Origin of the sequence: Paraburkholderia sp. MM5482-R2 (assembly GCF_050436125.1) — a bacterium.
Classification (GTDB): domain Bacteria; phylum Pseudomonadota; class Gammaproteobacteria; order Burkholderiales; family Burkholderiaceae; genus Paraburkholderia; species Paraburkholderia tuberum.
This window is the reverse complement of the sequence record NZ_JBNDLP010000002.1, coordinates 3,953,473-3,968,020: the sequence shown is the minus strand read 5'-3', so window position 1 is coordinate 3,968,020 and position 14,548 is coordinate 3,953,473. Positions and strand designations below refer to the sequence as shown.

General features: G+C 63.7%; 11 protein-coding genes. 10 read left to right on the top strand and 1 reads right to left on the bottom strand.

The genetic code is table 11. The annotated features are described in order from the left end of the window. Positions 1 to 141: 141 nt before the first annotated feature. Both OKW37_RS21190 and OKW37_RS21185 read left to right on the top strand, forming a co-directional pair. On the top strand, positions 142 to 2,220 hold the full coding sequence (locus tag OKW37_RS21190) for a molybdopterin-containing oxidoreductase family protein (protein WP_429408230.1): 2,079 nt from the start codon (positions 142 to 144) through the stop codon (positions 2,218 to 2,220). 147 nt (positions 2,221 to 2,367) lie between these two features. Next, a complete protein-coding gene (locus OKW37_RS21185) occupies positions 2,368 to 4,041 on the top strand; it encodes a long-chain fatty acid--CoA ligase (RefSeq protein ID WP_429408232.1) in 1,674 nt (557 codons plus the stop codon). Between the two features lie 126 nt (positions 4,042 to 4,167). On the opposite strand, the gene OKW37_RS21180 is transcribed toward OKW37_RS21185, so the two are convergent. Then, positions 4,168 to 5,364, bottom strand: coding sequence for a porin (locus OKW37_RS21180; protein WP_090801980.1), 1,197 nt, complete (start codon positions 5,362 to 5,364; stop codon positions 4,168 to 4,170). Between the two features lie 304 nt (positions 5,365 to 5,668). Here OKW37_RS21180 and coq7 point away from each other — a divergent pair, with 304 nt between their 5' ends. From coq7 to mraY, 8 genes are all read left to right on the top strand, one after another. Then, positions 5,669 to 6,307, top strand: a complete 639-nt coding sequence (gene coq7 / locus OKW37_RS21175; protein WP_429408234.1) for a 2-polyprenyl-3-methyl-6-methoxy-1,4-benzoquinone monooxygenase — start codon at positions 5,669 to 5,671, stop codon at positions 6,305 to 6,307. 457 nt (positions 6,308 to 6,764) lie between these two features. After that, positions 6,765 to 7,193 carry a division/cell wall cluster transcriptional repressor MraZ gene (gene mraZ / locus OKW37_RS21170; RefSeq protein ID WP_013090620.1) on the top strand — a complete coding sequence of 143 codons (429 nt, stop codon included), beginning with the start codon at positions 6,765 to 6,767 and terminating at the stop codon, positions 7,191 to 7,193. A gap of 15 nt (positions 7,194 to 7,208) precedes the next feature. After that, complete coding sequence (gene rsmH, locus OKW37_RS21165) at positions 7,209 to 8,162, top strand: 16S rRNA (cytosine(1402)-N(4))-methyltransferase RsmH (protein ID WP_184058589.1); 954 nt, start codon at positions 7,209 to 7,211, stop codon at positions 8,160 to 8,162. Next, complete coding sequence (gene ftsL / locus OKW37_RS21160) at positions 8,159 to 8,509, top strand: cell division protein FtsL (RefSeq protein ID WP_090801975.1); 351 nt, start codon at positions 8,159 to 8,161, stop codon at positions 8,507 to 8,509. Before rsmH ends, ftsL begins: the two co-directional genes overlap by 4 nt. After that, positions 8,506 to 10,371 (top strand): peptidoglycan D,D-transpeptidase FtsI family protein, encoded by a 1,866-nt coding sequence (locus OKW37_RS21155; protein WP_184058587.1) that lies wholly within the window; start codon positions 8,506 to 8,508, stop codon positions 10,369 to 10,371. The genes ftsL and OKW37_RS21155 overlap by 4 nt, the downstream gene beginning before the upstream one ends. Further along, entirely contained in the window at positions 10,368 to 11,930 is a 1,563-nt protein-coding gene (locus tag OKW37_RS21150; RefSeq protein ID WP_429408237.1) for a UDP-N-acetylmuramoyl-L-alanyl-D-glutamate--2,6-diaminopimelate ligase, read from the top strand. Before OKW37_RS21155 ends, OKW37_RS21150 begins: the two co-directional genes overlap by 4 nt. Continuing rightward, positions 11,927 to 13,339, top strand: a complete 1,413-nt coding sequence (locus tag OKW37_RS21145; protein WP_429408239.1) for a UDP-N-acetylmuramoyl-tripeptide--D-alanyl-D-alanine ligase — start codon at positions 11,927 to 11,929, stop codon at positions 13,337 to 13,339. The genes OKW37_RS21150 and OKW37_RS21145 overlap by 4 nt, the downstream gene beginning before the upstream one ends. Before the next feature lie 17 nt (positions 13,340 to 13,356). Continuing rightward, positions 13,357 to 14,526, top strand: coding sequence for a phospho-N-acetylmuramoyl-pentapeptide-transferase (gene mraY, locus OKW37_RS21140; protein ID WP_090801969.1), 1,170 nt, complete (start codon positions 13,357 to 13,359; stop codon positions 14,524 to 14,526). The last annotated feature ends 22 nt before the right edge of the window (positions 14,527 to 14,548 follow it).

Genomic DNA, 14,548 nt, shown 5'->3' with positions numbered 1-14,548 from the left:
GGACCACGTCGGCCCGGGCACTGCGGATGATTGATTCTACGCCGAAGGCATTTTTGGTGGCGCCACCGAGGTCGGCGGCCTATAGACGTAATAAAATTCCACTTTGCGCGACCGCTTACTGCTCGCCAGGACACATTGCCGATGAACGCCCCGACCGAATTCGCGCGCGCCGTGTGCCCGCACGATTGCCCCGACACCTGCGCGATGCGCGTGACCATCGACAATGGACGGGCGATCAAGGTCGCCGGCGATCCCGACCATCCGCCGACTCAGGGCGTGCTGTGCACGAAGGTCAGTCGTTACGCGGAGCGTGTATACCATCCGAACCGATTGACGACGCCCATGAAGCGTGTCGGCCGCAAGGGCGAGGGCCGTTTCGAGCCAATCAACTGGGACGAAGCGTTCGACCTTGCCGCAAGCCGCCTCGGCGAGATTGTCCGTCGCGCGCCGGAAGCGATTCTGCCTTACAGCTACGCGGGCACGATGGGCTTGGTGCAGGGCGATAGCATCGCGCAACGCTTTTTCCACAAGCTCGGCGCATCGCAGCTGGATCGCGCGATTTGCGCGGCGGCCGGCGCTGCCGGCCTCAAATACACGTACGGCGCCGGCATCGGTATGCACACCGAGTTTTTCGCCGAGAGCGAGGTGATCCTGATCTGGGGAGCGAATCCGATCGCATCGAATCTGCATTTCTGGACGCGCGCGCAGGAAGCCAAACGTCGCGGCGCCCGGCTGATCGCAATCGATCCGTATCGCTCGCTGACCGCGGAGAAATGCCATCAACACATCGCGCTAAAGCCAGGCACAGACGGCGCTCTCGCGCTCGGCATCATGAACGTCCTGATTACCGAGAATCTGCTCGACCACGAGTACATCGCGGCGCACACGCTGGGCTTCGCCGACTTGAAGGCGCGTGCGCTCAGCTATCCACTGTCTCGGGTTAGTGAAATCTGTGGCGTCGAAGAAGAGGAAATCGCCGATCTTGCGCGACTTTACGCCAGGACGCGGAAAGCCGCGATCCGCTTGAACTACGGTCTGCAGCGGGTGCGTGGCGGCGGCAATGCAGTGCGCGCAATCGCGTGTCTGCCGTCGCTGACCGGCGCATGGCGCGAGCGCGCGGGCGGGGCGCTGTTGTCGTCGAGCGGTTGGGCACCGGTCGACTCGCACGCGTTGCAGCGTCCCGACCTGATGCCGGGTTGGCCGTCGAAGCCGAGCCGCGTGATCAATATGAATGCGATCGGCGACGCGTTGCTGCATCCGGGCGACGCGACGTTCGGCCCCAAGGTCGAGGCGATCGTGGTCTACAACTCGAATCCGGTCGCGGTCGCACCGGACTCCGAACGCGTCGCGGCGGGTTTTGCGCGCGAGGATCTGTTCACGATCGTGCTCGAGCATTTCCAGACCGACACCGCGGATTACGCCGACCTGCTGTTGCCTGCCACGACGCAGCTCGAGCATCTCGACGTGCACAAGTCGTACGGTCACACGCACGTGATGGTCAACCTGCCCGCCATCGCGCCGTTCGGCGACGCACGGCCGAATACCGAGATCTTCCGCAGCCTCGCGCGCCGCATGGGCATGACGGAACCGGCGCTCTTCGACAGCGACGAAGCCGTCGCGCAAGCCGCATTTCGCTGGGACGACAAGACGCTGGACGGTGTCGACTGGCCGATGCTGAAGCAAGCCGGCTGGGCCCGTCTCAATGTGCCTGATGCGCCATTTGCCGACGGTGGTTTTCGCACGCCATCCGGCAAGTGCGAGTTCTACAGCGAGCGCCTTGCGCAACAGGGCCTCGACCCGCTGCCGGACTACCTGCCACCCTACGAATCGGCCGACGGCGCGCCCGAACTGGCGGCCCGCTATCCGCTCGCGATGATTTCACCGCCCGCGCGCAACTTCCTGAACAGCACCTTCGTGAACATCGAGAGTCTGCGCGCGACGGAAGGCGAGCCGCATCTGGACATCCACCCTGCCGACGCGCACGCGCGCGGCATCGGCGACGGCGATCAGGTGCGCATCTTCAACGACCGCGGCTCGATGCAAGCGCGTGCCCGCGTGACCGACCGGGCGCGCGAAGGCCTGGTCGTCGGGTTGTCGATCTGGTGGAAGAAGCTCGCGCCGGACGGCCGCAACGCGAACCAGTTGACGAGCCAGGCACTCACCGATCTCGGCGGTTCGGCGACGTTTTACGACTGTCTCGTCGAAGTCGAGCGGGCCTGAAAGCCGCGCCGCACATTGAAGCTGGCGCCCAGCCTCGCAAGTTCGAGGCTGCCGTCTAACCTCATCGCTTTGCCCATTGGCCGCAATATGCCCATGCTACGATGCGTTTTTAGCACGACCATTCGAAAATAATTCAGGAGACGCTGCATGGAGAAAATCTGGCTGAAATCTTATCCGCCCGGCGTTCCAGCAGAGATCGAGCCGACACGCTATTCGTCGGTGGCCGAGTTGCTCGAGGAAGCCTTTCGCGAACACCGCGCAAAGCCGGCGTTCGTGTGCATGGGCAAGCAGATCAGCTACGGTGAACTCGACGAGCTTTCGCGCAATCTTGCAGCGTGGCTGCAGTCGAAAGGGCTCACGCGCGGCTCGCGTGTCGCGATCATGATGCCGAACGTGCTGCAGTATCCAGTCGCGCTCGCCGCGATTCTGCGCGCGGGCTATGTGGTCGTGAATGTGAATCCGCTGTACACGCCGCGCGAACTCGAGCACCAACTGAAGGACAGCGGCACTGAGGCGATCATTCTGCTCGAGAATTTCGCGGGGACCTTGCAGGCAATCGTGCGCAATACGCCGGTCAAGCATGTGGTCGTCGCGGCGATGGGCGACCTGATGGGCATCAAAGGCCCGCTCGTGAACTTCGTCGTGCGCAAGGTCAAGAAGATGGTGCCGGCGTGGAGCCTGGCTGGGCACGTCAAGTTCAACGACACGGTCTCGGAGGGCGCACGTCTGACGTTCAAGCCGGTCCAGCAGGGGCCCGACGATATCGCGTTCCTGCAATACACTGGCGGCACCACCGGCGTGGCCAAGGGCGCGACGCTGCTGCACCGGAACCTGATCGCGAACGTGCTGCAGTCGGAGGTCTGGCTCAATCCGGTGCGCGCGAACCGCACGGATATCGATCAGTTCATTACGGTCGTCGCGTTGCCGCTGTATCACGTGTTCGCGCTGACCGTGTGCGGGCTGCTGACGATCCGCACCGGCGGTCTCGGCGTGCTGATTCCGAATCCGCGCGATATCCCCGGCATGATCAAGTCGCTCGAGGGGTATGCGATCACGACGATTCCCGCGGTCAACACGCTCTACAACGCGATGTTGAACAGCCCCGACTTCCACAAGCTCGACTTCTCGAAGCTGCTGACCGCGAACGGCGGCGGCATGGCGGTGCAGGAGGCGGTCGCGAAGCGCTGGTTCGAGCTGACGCGCACGCCGATCGTCGAGGGCTACGGGCTGTCGGAAACGTCGCCGTGCGTGACCTGCAATCCCGTCACCGCCACCGAATACAACGGCACGATCGGCCTGCCGCTGCCGTCGACCGAAGTCTCGATCCGCGACGACGAAGGCAACGAAGTGCCGCCCGGCCAGTCCGGCGAGATCTGCATCCGCGGCCCGCAGGTGATGGCGGGCTACTGGAACAGGCCCGACGAAACCGCCAAGGTGATGACGGCGGACGGCTTCTTTAAATCAGGCGACGTCGGCATCATGGGCGCGGACGGCTTTGTGAAGATCGTCGATCGCAAGAAGGACATGATTCTGGTGTCCGGCTTCAACGTGTATCCGAATGAAGTCGAGGACGTCGTCGCAAAGCTGCCGGGTGTGTTCGAAGTCGCGGCGGTGGGTGTACCGGATCAGCATTCCGGCGAGGCAGTGAAGCTGTTCGTCGTGAAAAAGGATCCGTCGCTGACCGACGAACAGATCTTCGCATACTGCAAAACGCAACTGACCGGCTACAAGCGGCCGAAGGTCGTCGAATTCCGCACGGAGTTGCCGAAGAGCAATGTCGGCAAGATCCTGCGCCGCGAGTTGCGCGACGGCAGGGCTTAAGCGAGCGAAGAACAAAAGCCCGGCGCACGAAAGTGCGCCGGGCTTTTTGTTGCCCGTACAAAATCCGCGCATAAAAAAAGGCGCCCGAAGGCGCCTTTGAGACAAACTGCGTTTTTTTACGACTTATTAGAACTTGTGACGGATACCGATGCGAGCCGTGAACTGGTTGCTGCTCGTCGAACCGGTCAGGCCGTTGATGCCTGCCGTTGCTGCGACCACCTGACCCGTTGCGTTGACCGTGTCGCCCAAAGCGTGCTGGTACACGCCGACCAGGTACACGTCGGTACGCTTGGACAGGAAGTAGTCCACGCCAAGCGCGCCTTGGTGGTACTGAGCACGCGAGTTGCCTTCGATCTGCTCGCCGCGCGTGTAGTCATACGCTGCGCCGACCAGCAGTGCCGGGGTCAACTGATACTTGAAGTTGATTTCGCCGTTGTTGAACGTTGCCTTCTGGCCAGCGAACGGCGACGCGAACGTCTTGCCGAGGTTGCCGAACTGGATGTTCGAATACGTCAGGCCGATGGTTGCCGCGCCGAACGTGTATGCACCGCCCGCGCCGACGACCTGGTACGTGTTGGCCGATGCGAAGCCTGCGTAGATCGGGGTCGTGACTGCGAAGTTAGCTGCAGTAGTACCCACGGCCGGCGTATTCGTTGCGATCGTGCCGCCGTTGTTGAACAGACCGCCCGAAGCTGCCGGCGTGCGTGCGTTCAAATAACCCAAGCCCAATTGCAGCGGACCGTTGTTATAGCCAGCACCCAACGACCAGATCTGGTTGTGCGTGAAGTCACCGGCGACGCCGCCGAAGCTATACGTGCCGCCGAACGTCAGGCCGTTGTAGTTTTTGCTGGTGTACTTGACCGTGTTATTGGTGCGATACGCGTTGTTGAAGTTGTCGATATCGCCCGGGTGAGCGGCGATGTAGCCGCCCCACTGATCACCCGATTCGAACGGACCCACGTAGTCGACGACGGAGTCGTACTGACGACCCAGCGTGACCGTGCCGAACTGGCTCGACAGACCGACATATGCCTGACGACCGAACATCAGGCCGCCTTGACCGAGCTTGCCGTTGGTCACGTCAAAGCCGTTTTCCAACACGAACAGGGCCTTCAGACCGCCGCCCAGATCTTCAGTGCCACGCAGGCCGAAACGCGAGCCTTGCAGGACGCCGCTGGACATGTTGTACAGATGCTTACCGCCCGAGTTGGTGTTCATGTTGATACCAACGTCAACGATGCCGTACAGGGTCACGCTGCTCTGCGCATGAGCGACGCCTGCGAATGCGCCCAGTGCTGCGAGAGCGAGAAGCGACTTTTTCATCGAATGATCTCCAAGGAATACGAATCTTTTGTACAAGGCGAAATATTTAGTTAGTGCTGAAGGCCTTGCTGTCCAACTTCGCGAGAAGTTGCCACGTAATGTAACAAAAGGCATACATGGAACAAAGAAAAAGGAGTCGCTCCGGAAGGCCGCTGTTTCGTTTACGCAACATGGTCTAGAATCGCAAATTAACCGCCCATTTCATGCGGATTGGTGCCTGTCGGGCCACCGGTTTCGCGTCGCGAGGCCTTGTCGCACGGACCTTCCGGAACGATGCGGCGGTTATCGAATCAGGGAGCGCTTTATGTTGCTGGACGAGTTGATTGGCGAGTTTGATCGGGGTTTACGCTCACTGACGGGGGTCTCGCGGATGAGCCGTCCGCTGCCGCTTCCGCAGGCTTGCGCGGCGACGGCCGAAGCTCCCGAACTCTCGCCCGCGGAGCGCGCGCATGCGGCGGGTTTGATGCGTGTGAACCACGTCGGCGAAGTGTGCGCGCAGGCGCTTTACCAGGCGCAGAAACTCGCCACCGACTCACCTTCATTGCGCGCCATGTTCGATCACGCCGCGTCGGAAGAAGAGGATCATCTGGCGTGGACCGCCAAACGCCTCCAGGCGCTCGACTCGCGTCCGAGTCTGCTCAATCCGCTGTGGTACACCGGCGCGCTCGCGATCGGTCTCGCCGCGGGGCGTCTCGGCGATCGCGTGAGTCTTGGCTTCATGGCCGAAACGGAGAGCCAGGTCGAGCAGCATCTCGACAGTCATCTCGATCAGCTCCCCGCCGCGGACCATGAATCGCGCGCGATCGTCGAGCAGATGCGCGTCGATGAAGCGCAGCACGGCAAGGCCGCGATGGACGCGGGCGGCATCGAGTTGCCGTTTCCTGCACGCGCGTTGATGCGTGCGATGTCGAAGGTGATGACGCGCACCGCCTATTACATATGAGCGTTTCACCCGCTTCGCTTCGCTAACCGGAGCACCGCACGTATCGCCTCAGCCATCGCTGAACGCATTTTCGCAAGCGAGACGGCGCCGCGCGCCCCGTTCGTCGTCGGTCCGGACGACGCCGCTTTTTTCCCTTTCAGAATCCCTTGACGATCTCTTTCAATTCGCGCTGTTTCCTCGCACTTTTCACGTATCACCTTCACAAGTTGCACTAGCCCTTTCATTTATAACGGTTTTCTGTTTTATGCTGGACGTGAAGGAGTCGCGCTAAGTCCTTGTTCTAGCAAACAAAATCCGCTCGAAAAGCGCGCCGCTCCCTTGACCCGTGTTTAGCGTTCCTCTAAAGTGGGAGACAGTGTGAGAAAGTGTTTTTTTGTGTGTTCTCGGCACCACTTTCGGGTAGATTTTCACGGACCGGGCGGGCGGCGCAAACAGCGCCGCAATAGGGGAGAGCGAAGTGTTCCAAGGGGCGTCGGCGCTGACGCTCGATGCGAAAGGGCGGATGTCGATTCCCTCTCGTTATCGGGATGCGCTGCAAACACAGGCAGAGGGCCGGGTGACGATCACCAAGCACCCGGACGGCTGCCTGTTGCTCTTTCCGCGTCCCGAATGGGAAATCTTCCGTGACAAGGTCGACAAGCTGCCCATGAACGCCGCCTGGTGGAAACGCATTTTTCTCGGCAATGCAATGGATGTGGATATGGACGGCGCAGGCCGTGTGCTCGTGTCGCCGGAGTTGCGAGCGGCTGGCTCGCTGGAGAAAGAAGTGACCTTGCTCGGCATGGGCCGCCATTTCGAGCTGTGGGATGCACAGATCTACGCCGCGAAGGAACAGGCGGCGATCGCCGAGGGCATGCCCGACGCGTTGAAAGATTTCACGTTCTGATCGCGGCTTATTTATATGGCTTCTGCGATGGGAAACGAATTGCAGCATCGCACGGTGCTGTTGAACGAAGCGGTCGATGCGCTGGTCACGCGCGCCGACGGCACGTATGTGGACGGCACGTTCGGCCGTGGCGGCCATAGCCGCCTCGTGCTGGAACGGCTCGGTGAAGCAGGGCGGCTGATCGCGTTCGATAAAGATCCGCTCGCGATCGCGACGGCGCAGAAGATCGCCGATCCGCGCTTTGCCATCGTCCACGAGAGTTTTGCTTCACTGCGCGCCGCGATGGCGGAGCGCGGGGTAGGGCGTGTGTCGGGGGTGTTGCTGGATCTGGGCGTGTCGTCGCCGCAAGTCGACGATCCGGAGCGGGGCTTCAGCTTCCGCGCCGACGGCCCGCTCGACATGCGGATGGACCCGACGCGCGGCGAGTCCGCCGCTGACTGGCTCGCGCGGGCCACGGTGCAGGAATTGACGGAGGTGATACGAGATTATGGGGAAGAACGGTTTGCTTTTCAGATTGCAAAGGCGCTTGTTGCTCGCCGGGCAGAGTCCGACCGTCTTGGGCCTCTCGTCAGCACGGGCGAGCTTGCCCAAATCGTGGCTAACGTCGTCAAAACCCGTGAGAAGGGCAAGGACCCGGCAACCCGCACCTTTCAGGCTATACGGATTCACGTCAATCAAGAGCTTGCGGAGCTGCAAGTCGTTCTAGACGCAGCGTTGTCGTTGTTGGAGCAAGGGGGGCGGCTGGTGGTCATCAGCTTTCATTCGCTCGAGGACCGGATCGTCAAGCGATTCATGCAGGCGCACGCGAGCGCGCCGGCGGTGGATCGCCGTCTGCCGATCCGCGCGGTCGACCTGCCGAGCCCTCCGCTCAAGATCATCGGCCGCGTCTTCGCGAGCGACGCTGAGGTCGCCGGCAACCCGCGCGCCCGTTCTGCCGTGATGCGCGTGGCGGAGCGGATCGCGCCATGAACCGCCTCAATATTTTCCTGCTGATCATCGTGATGGGTTGTGCCTTGTCGGTCGTCAACGCGACCAATCAGCAGCGTCAGATCTTTATTCAGCTGCAGCGCGCGCAGTCGCAGGAGCGTCAGCTGCAGCAGGACTATTCGCAGCTTCAATATCAGCAGAGCGCGCTGTCCAAAACGTCGCGCATCGAGCAGCTCGCCACCGCCTCGCTGAAGATGCAATCGGTCACCACCGGCCGCACCCAGTACCTGACGCTCGCCCCGGGCGCCGCGACGGCGATCGACGCACCCATTCCGACTTCCGCGCCGGCCTCGGCGCCGGTCGCGACCCGTCGCGGAGCCACGCGATGAAAAAATCGTCGGCCCACAAGAGCGTTGCGTTTTCGGCCAATCCGATTCTGTCGGTGCGCCTGCCGATGTGGCGCTCGAAGCTCGTCGTGTTCCTGCTGTTCATGGCGTTCGTCGCGCTCGCCGCGCGCGCGTTCTGGATTCAGGGCCCGGGCAACGCGTTCTATCTGAAGCAGGGCGAGATCCGCTATCAGCGCCGCATCGACATGCCGGCCACGCGCGGCAAGATTCTCGACCGCAACGGCCTCGTGCTCGCCACGAGTCTGCCGGTGCGCGCAATCTGGGCGATTCCCGAATCGGTGCCCGACGACCTCGGCGCCGACAAGCTCGACGCGCTCGGCAAACTGCTCGGCATGACCACTAGGGAATTGCGCTCGAAGCTGTCGGAAGACAAGACCTTCGTCTACGTGAAGCGCCAGGTGCCGGTCGACGTCGCAGAAAAAGTCGCGGCGCTCGACATCCCCGGCATTTACTCGCGCGACGAGTACAAGCGCTTCTATCCGGAAGGCGAGATCACCGCTCACCTGATCGGCTTCACGAACGTCGAGGACGAGGGCCAGGAAGGCGTCGAGCTCGGCGACCAGAAGCTGCTCGCGGGCATGTCGGGCAGCCGTCGCGTGATCAAGGACCGGATGGGCCACATCATCGAGGACGTCGACGAACAGGTCGTGCCGCACAACGGCAAGGACGTCGATCTGTCGATCGACAGCAAGATCCAGTACATCGCCTATACGAACCTGAAAGCGGCCGTCGAGAAATTCAAGGCGAAGGCCGGCGCGGCGATGGTGATCGACGTGCGCACCGGCGAAGTGCTCGCGCTCGTCAATTACCCGACCTACAACCCGAACGACCGCTCGCACCTGACCGGCGACCAGTTGCGCAACCGCATCCTGACCGACACGTTCGAGCCGGGTTCGATCATGAAGCCGTTCACGGTGTCGCTCGCGCTCGATCTGCACCGGGTGACGCCGACTACACTGGTAGATACGGGCAACGGCCACTTCGTACTCGACGGCGCGCCGATTACCGACGACAGCGGCTTCGGCGTGCTGACGGTCGGCGGCGTGATCCAGAAGTCGAGCAACATCGGCGCGACCAAAATCGCGATGCAGTTGCGGCCCGAAGAGATGTGGAACATGTACACCAGCATCGGTCTCGGCCAGGCACCGAAGGTCGGCTTTCCGGGCGCGGCGGCGGGCCGTCTGCGTCCGTGGAAGAGCTGGCGCCGCATCGAGCAGGCGACGATGTCGTACGGCTATGGCCTGTCGGTGTCGCTGTTCCAGCTCGGCCGCGCGTACACCGCGATCGCGCACGACGGCGAAATCATGCCGGTGACGATTTTCCACACGCCGGGCGACCCGCCGGCCACCGGTCCGCAGATCTTCTCGCCGACCACCGCGCGTGAAGTGCGCGCGATGCTCGAAACCGTGGTGTCGCCGCAAGGCACGTCGCCGGATGCGGCGGTGCCCGGCTATCGCGTCGGCGGCAAGAGCGGTACCGCATACAAGCACGGTCCGCACGGCTACGACCACTCCAAATATCGCGCCTCGTTCGTCGGTATGGCGCCGATGCCGAATCCGCGCATCGTCGTTGCGGTGTCGGTCGACGAGCCGACGGCCGGTAGCCACTTCGGCGGCCAGGTGTCGGGCCCGGTGTTTTCGGGCATCGCCGGGGATACGCTGCGCGCGCTGAACGTGCCGCCCGACATGCCCGTCAAGCAGATGGTCGTGTCCGACGATTCGGCGCCGCCCGCGCCCGGCGCGCCGGCCACGCCGCCCGTGGTGAAGAAGCTGTCGACGAGCCCCGGCGTGAAGAGGATGACCATTTCCGCCACCCCGAAAAATCATCCAGGAGTCGAGCGATGAGCGCGCTGCGCGAGCAACATCCAGCGCACCGGCAGATCGCCGACGCCCTCGCCTGGCTGCACGCGCACGTGCAGCCAGGCGCGCATCTGCACGCCGACACGCGCTCGCTCGCGGCCGGCGACGCGTTCTTCGCGTACGCGGTCGATGGCGCGGACAACCGCGCATTCATCGACGCGGCCATCAAGCGCGGTGCGGCCGCCGTGCTCGTGCAACCCGAAGGTTTCAGCGGCACGCTCGACGCGGCCGCCGCACATGCGGTGCCGGCGTTGAACGAACTCGCCGGCACGATCGCGAGCGCGTGGTATCGCGATCCGAGCGACGCGATGCTCGCGGTCGGCATCACCGGCACGAACGGCAAGACCTCGTGCAGCCAGTGGGTCGCCGCGGCGCTGTCCGCGCGCGGCATGCGCTGCGCGATCGTCGGCACGCTCGGCACAGGGCTCGTCGGCCAACTCGTGCACACCGGCTTCACGACGCCCGACGCACCGCAATTGCAACGCAGCCTCGCGCAATTGCGCGACGCGGGCGCGCAGGCGGTGGCGATGGAAGTGTCGTCGCATGCGCTGCACCAGGGGCGCGTGAACGGCACCGCTTTCGACATCGCGGTGTTCACGAACCTGACGCAGGACCATCTCGACTATCACGGCACGTTCGAGGCCTATGAAGCCGCCAAGGTGCGTCTGTTCGCCTGGCCCGAGCTGCGCGCGGCCGTGATCAATCGCGACGATGCCGCCGGCCGGCGTTTGCTCGCGAGCACGCGTAGTCACGCGCGCACGATCGCGTATGGCATCGAGGGCGAGCATGGCGACGCCAACGCTGACGGCACACCGCAAGCCGACGCGTGGCTCACTGCATCGAACGTGCATGCCACCGCGACCGGCACCGCGTTTCATCTGAGCACCTCGGACTGGGGCAACGCCGAAGTCGAAGTGCAAACGCTCGGCCTCTTCAATGTCGGCAATCTGCTCGCGGTGCTCGGCGTGCTGCTCGCCGCCGACGTGCCGTTCGACGCGGCGCTCGCCGAACTCGCGAAGCTCGAACCGGTGAACGGCCGCATGCAGCGTCTGGGCGGCCGTCTGCAGAACGACGAGCCACTCGTCGTGATCGACTACGCGCACACACCCGATGCGCTCGAAAAGACGCTCGAAGCACTGCGGCCGATCGCGACCGCGCGCGGCGGCGAACTCGTCTGCATGTTCGGCTGCGGCGGCGACCGCGATGCGACCAAGCGTCCGCTGATGGGCGCGATCGCCGAGCGGCTGGCGGACAACGTCGTCGTGACGAGCGACAACCCGCGCAGCGAAGATCCGCTCGCGATCATCGAGCAAATTGCCGCGGGCATGCAGGATGCGTCGAAGGCGCGCCGCATCGAGGACCGCGCGAGCGCGATCCTGCAGGCAATCCGCGGCGCCGCGCGCGAAGACGTGATCGTGCTGGCCGGCAAGGGGCACGAAGCCACCCAGGAAATCATGGGCAAGAAACGCGCTTTCTCCGATCAGGACCATGCCCGCCTCGCGCTCGCCGCGCGCGCCACACAAACACGCGGAGGTGGCGAATGAACATGTTCTCGCTACGTGCAGCCGCCGCGCAAATCCCCGGCGCGAGCGTCACCGGCGACGACAGCGTGCGCTTCGAGCGCGTGTCGACCGACAGCCGCAGCGCCGGCCCCGGCGATCTGTTCATCGCGATCAAGGGTGACCGTTTCGACGCGCACGACTTCCTGCCGCAAGTGGCCGAGCGCAACGTCGCGGCGGTGCTCGTCGCGCGCACGCCGGATAGCTGGAGCGTGCCCGCGATCCGCGTCGCCGATACGCGCGAAGCGCTCGGCGCGCTCGCGCGCGGCTGGCGTCGTCAGTTCGACCTGCCGCTCGTCGCGGTCACGGGCAGCAACGGCAAGACCACGGTCAAGGAAATGATCGCCTCGATCTTCGCGGCCGCGGTCGGCGCGGATGCGCGTCTCGCGACCGCGGGCAATTTCAACAACGACATCGGCCTTCCGCTCACGCTGTTCCGTCTGCATGCCGCGCATCGGCTCGCGGTGGTCGAGCTCGGCATGAACCATCCTGGCGAAACCGAACTGCTCGCGAAACTCGCCGAGCCGACGGTTGCCGTCGTCAACAACGCGCAGCGCGAGCACCAGGAATTCATGGCGACCGTCGAGGCGGTCGCGCTCGAACACGCGAGCGTGATTCACGCGCTGTCGCCGGAAGGCACGGCGGTATTCCCCGCCGACGACGCATACGCGAGCATCTGGCGCGTCGCCGCGACCGGCAGTCGCATCATCGATTTCGCGTTGAACAGCGCGGAGCGCACGACCGAAGCCGCGGTGAAGGGCAGGTTCGACGGCAAGCGTTTGAATATCGACACGCCGCAAGGCCATCTCGACGTCACGCTGCAGGTGCTCGGCAATCACAACGCGCACAACGCGCTCGCGGCGGCCTCGGCCGCGTTGGCAGCGGGCGTGTCGCTCGACGCGATCCAGCGCGGCCTCGAATCGTTCGGCGCGGTGAAGGGCCGTCTGCAGGTCAAGCAGGCCGTGCTCGGCACGCTCGCGGGCGCAACCGTGATCGACGACACCTACAACGCGAATCCCGATTCGATGCGCGCCGCGATCGACGTGCTCGCGTCACGTGAATCGCCGCGTGTGCTCGTGATGGGCGACATGGGCGAAGTCGGCGACGACGGCCCGGCGTTTCACCGCGAAATCGGCGCGTATGCGAAAGAGAGCGGTATCGACGCGCTGTATGCGATGGGCGACGCCTCGCGCGACGCCTGCACCGCATACGGCGCGGGCGCGCACCACGTCGCCGATGTCGGCGCACTGGTTGGGCAACTGCAGCAGGCCGGCTTCGGCGCTGCCGCAACGCTTCTCGTGAAAGGCTCGCGCTTCATGCAGATGGAGCGCGTGGTGGACGCCGTTACGAGTCCACAACCCAACGCCGCGGGCACGACGCCCGCTGCACATTGAAATAGAAGGATCCAGGCATGCTACTGGCGCTGGCGCAATGGCTGCAGAATGACGCAAGCTTCTTGCGCGTGTTCAGTTATCTGACGTTTCGCGCGGTGATGGCGACCATCACCGCGTTGTTGATCGGGCTCGTCTGCGGCCCGGCGGTCATTCGCAAGCTGACCGCGATGAAGGTCGGCCAGGCCGTTCGCAAGGACGGCCCCCAAACTCACCTCGTCAAATCGGGCACGCCGACGATGGGCGGCGTGCTGATCCTGCTCGGCATTGCCGTGGCCACGCTGCTGTGGGCCGATCTGACCAACCGCTTCATCTGGATCGTGATGCTCGTCACGTTCGGCTTCGGCGTGATCGGCTGGGTCGACGATTACCGCAAGGTCGTCCACAAGGACCCGCGCGGCATGTCGTCGCGCGAGAAGTATTTCTGGCAATCGGTGATCGGCCTGTTCGCGGCGGTTTATCTCGCGTTCAGCGTGTCCGAGGCGAGCAACGTGCGCGTGTTCGACCTGTTCATGGCGTGGGTGCGCAGCGGTCTGTCGATGGGCCTGCCCGCGCGCGCCGACCTGCTGTTGCCGTTCTTCAAGTCGATGACCTATCCGCTCGGCGTGTGGGGCTTCATCGTGTTGACGTATCTGGTGATCGTCGGCGCGAGCAACGCGGTGAATTTGACCGACGGCCTCGACGGCCTCGTGATCATGCCGGTCGTGCTGGTCGGCGCGTCGCTCGGCGTGTTCGCGTACGTGATGGGCAGCTCGGTCTACTCGAAATACCTGCTGTTCCCGCACATCCCCGGCGCGGGCGAATTGCTGATCTTCTGTTCGGCGATGGGCGGCGCGGGTCTCGCGTTCCTTTGGTTCAACACGCACCCGGCGCAGATGTTCATGGGCGACGTCGGCGCGCTCGCGCTCGGTGGCGCGCTCGGCACGGTCGCGGTGATCGTGCGTCAGGAAATCGTGCTGTTCATCATGGGCGGCATTTTCGTCGCGGAAACGCTGTCGGTGATGTTGCAGGTCACGTGGTTCAAATACACGAAGCGCCGTTACGGCGAAGGGCGGCGGCTCTTCAAGATGGCACCGCTGCATCACCATTTCGAATTGTCGGGCTGGAAGGAAACGCAGGTGGTCGTGCGTTTCTGGATCATCACGTTGATGTTGTGCCTGTTCGGTTTGTCCACGCTCAAATTGCGTTAAGCAGCAGTATTTAAGGAAGCAG

Coding starts and splice junctions, on each gene's coding strand:
- OKW37_RS21190 (WP_429408230.1), top strand. CDS start 142: ATGAACGCCCCGACCGAATTCGCGCGCGCCGTGTGCCCGCACGATTGC.
- OKW37_RS21145 (WP_429408239.1), top strand. CDS start 11,927: ATGAACATGTTCTCGCTACGTGCAGCCGCCGCGCAAATCCCCGGCGCG.
- OKW37_RS21185 (WP_429408232.1), top strand. CDS start 2,368: ATGGAGAAAATCTGGCTGAAATCTTATCCGCCCGGCGTTCCAGCAGAG.
- OKW37_RS21180 (WP_090801980.1), bottom strand. CDS start 5,364: ATGAAAAAGTCGCTTCTCGCTCTCGCAGCACTGGGCGCATTCGCAGGC.
- mraY (WP_090801969.1), top strand. CDS start 13,357: ATGCTACTGGCGCTGGCGCAATGGCTGCAGAATGACGCAAGCTTCTTG.
- OKW37_RS21150 (WP_429408237.1), top strand. CDS start 10,368: ATGAGCGCGCTGCGCGAGCAACATCCAGCGCACCGGCAGATCGCCGAC.
- ftsL (WP_090801975.1), top strand. CDS start 8,159: ATGAACCGCCTCAATATTTTCCTGCTGATCATCGTGATGGGTTGTGCC.
- OKW37_RS21155 (WP_184058587.1), top strand. CDS start 8,506: ATGAAAAAATCGTCGGCCCACAAGAGCGTTGCGTTTTCGGCCAATCCG.
- coq7 (WP_429408234.1), top strand. CDS start 5,669: ATGTTGCTGGACGAGTTGATTGGCGAGTTTGATCGGGGTTTACGCTCA.
- rsmH (WP_184058589.1), top strand. CDS start 7,209: ATGGCTTCTGCGATGGGAAACGAATTGCAGCATCGCACGGTGCTGTTG.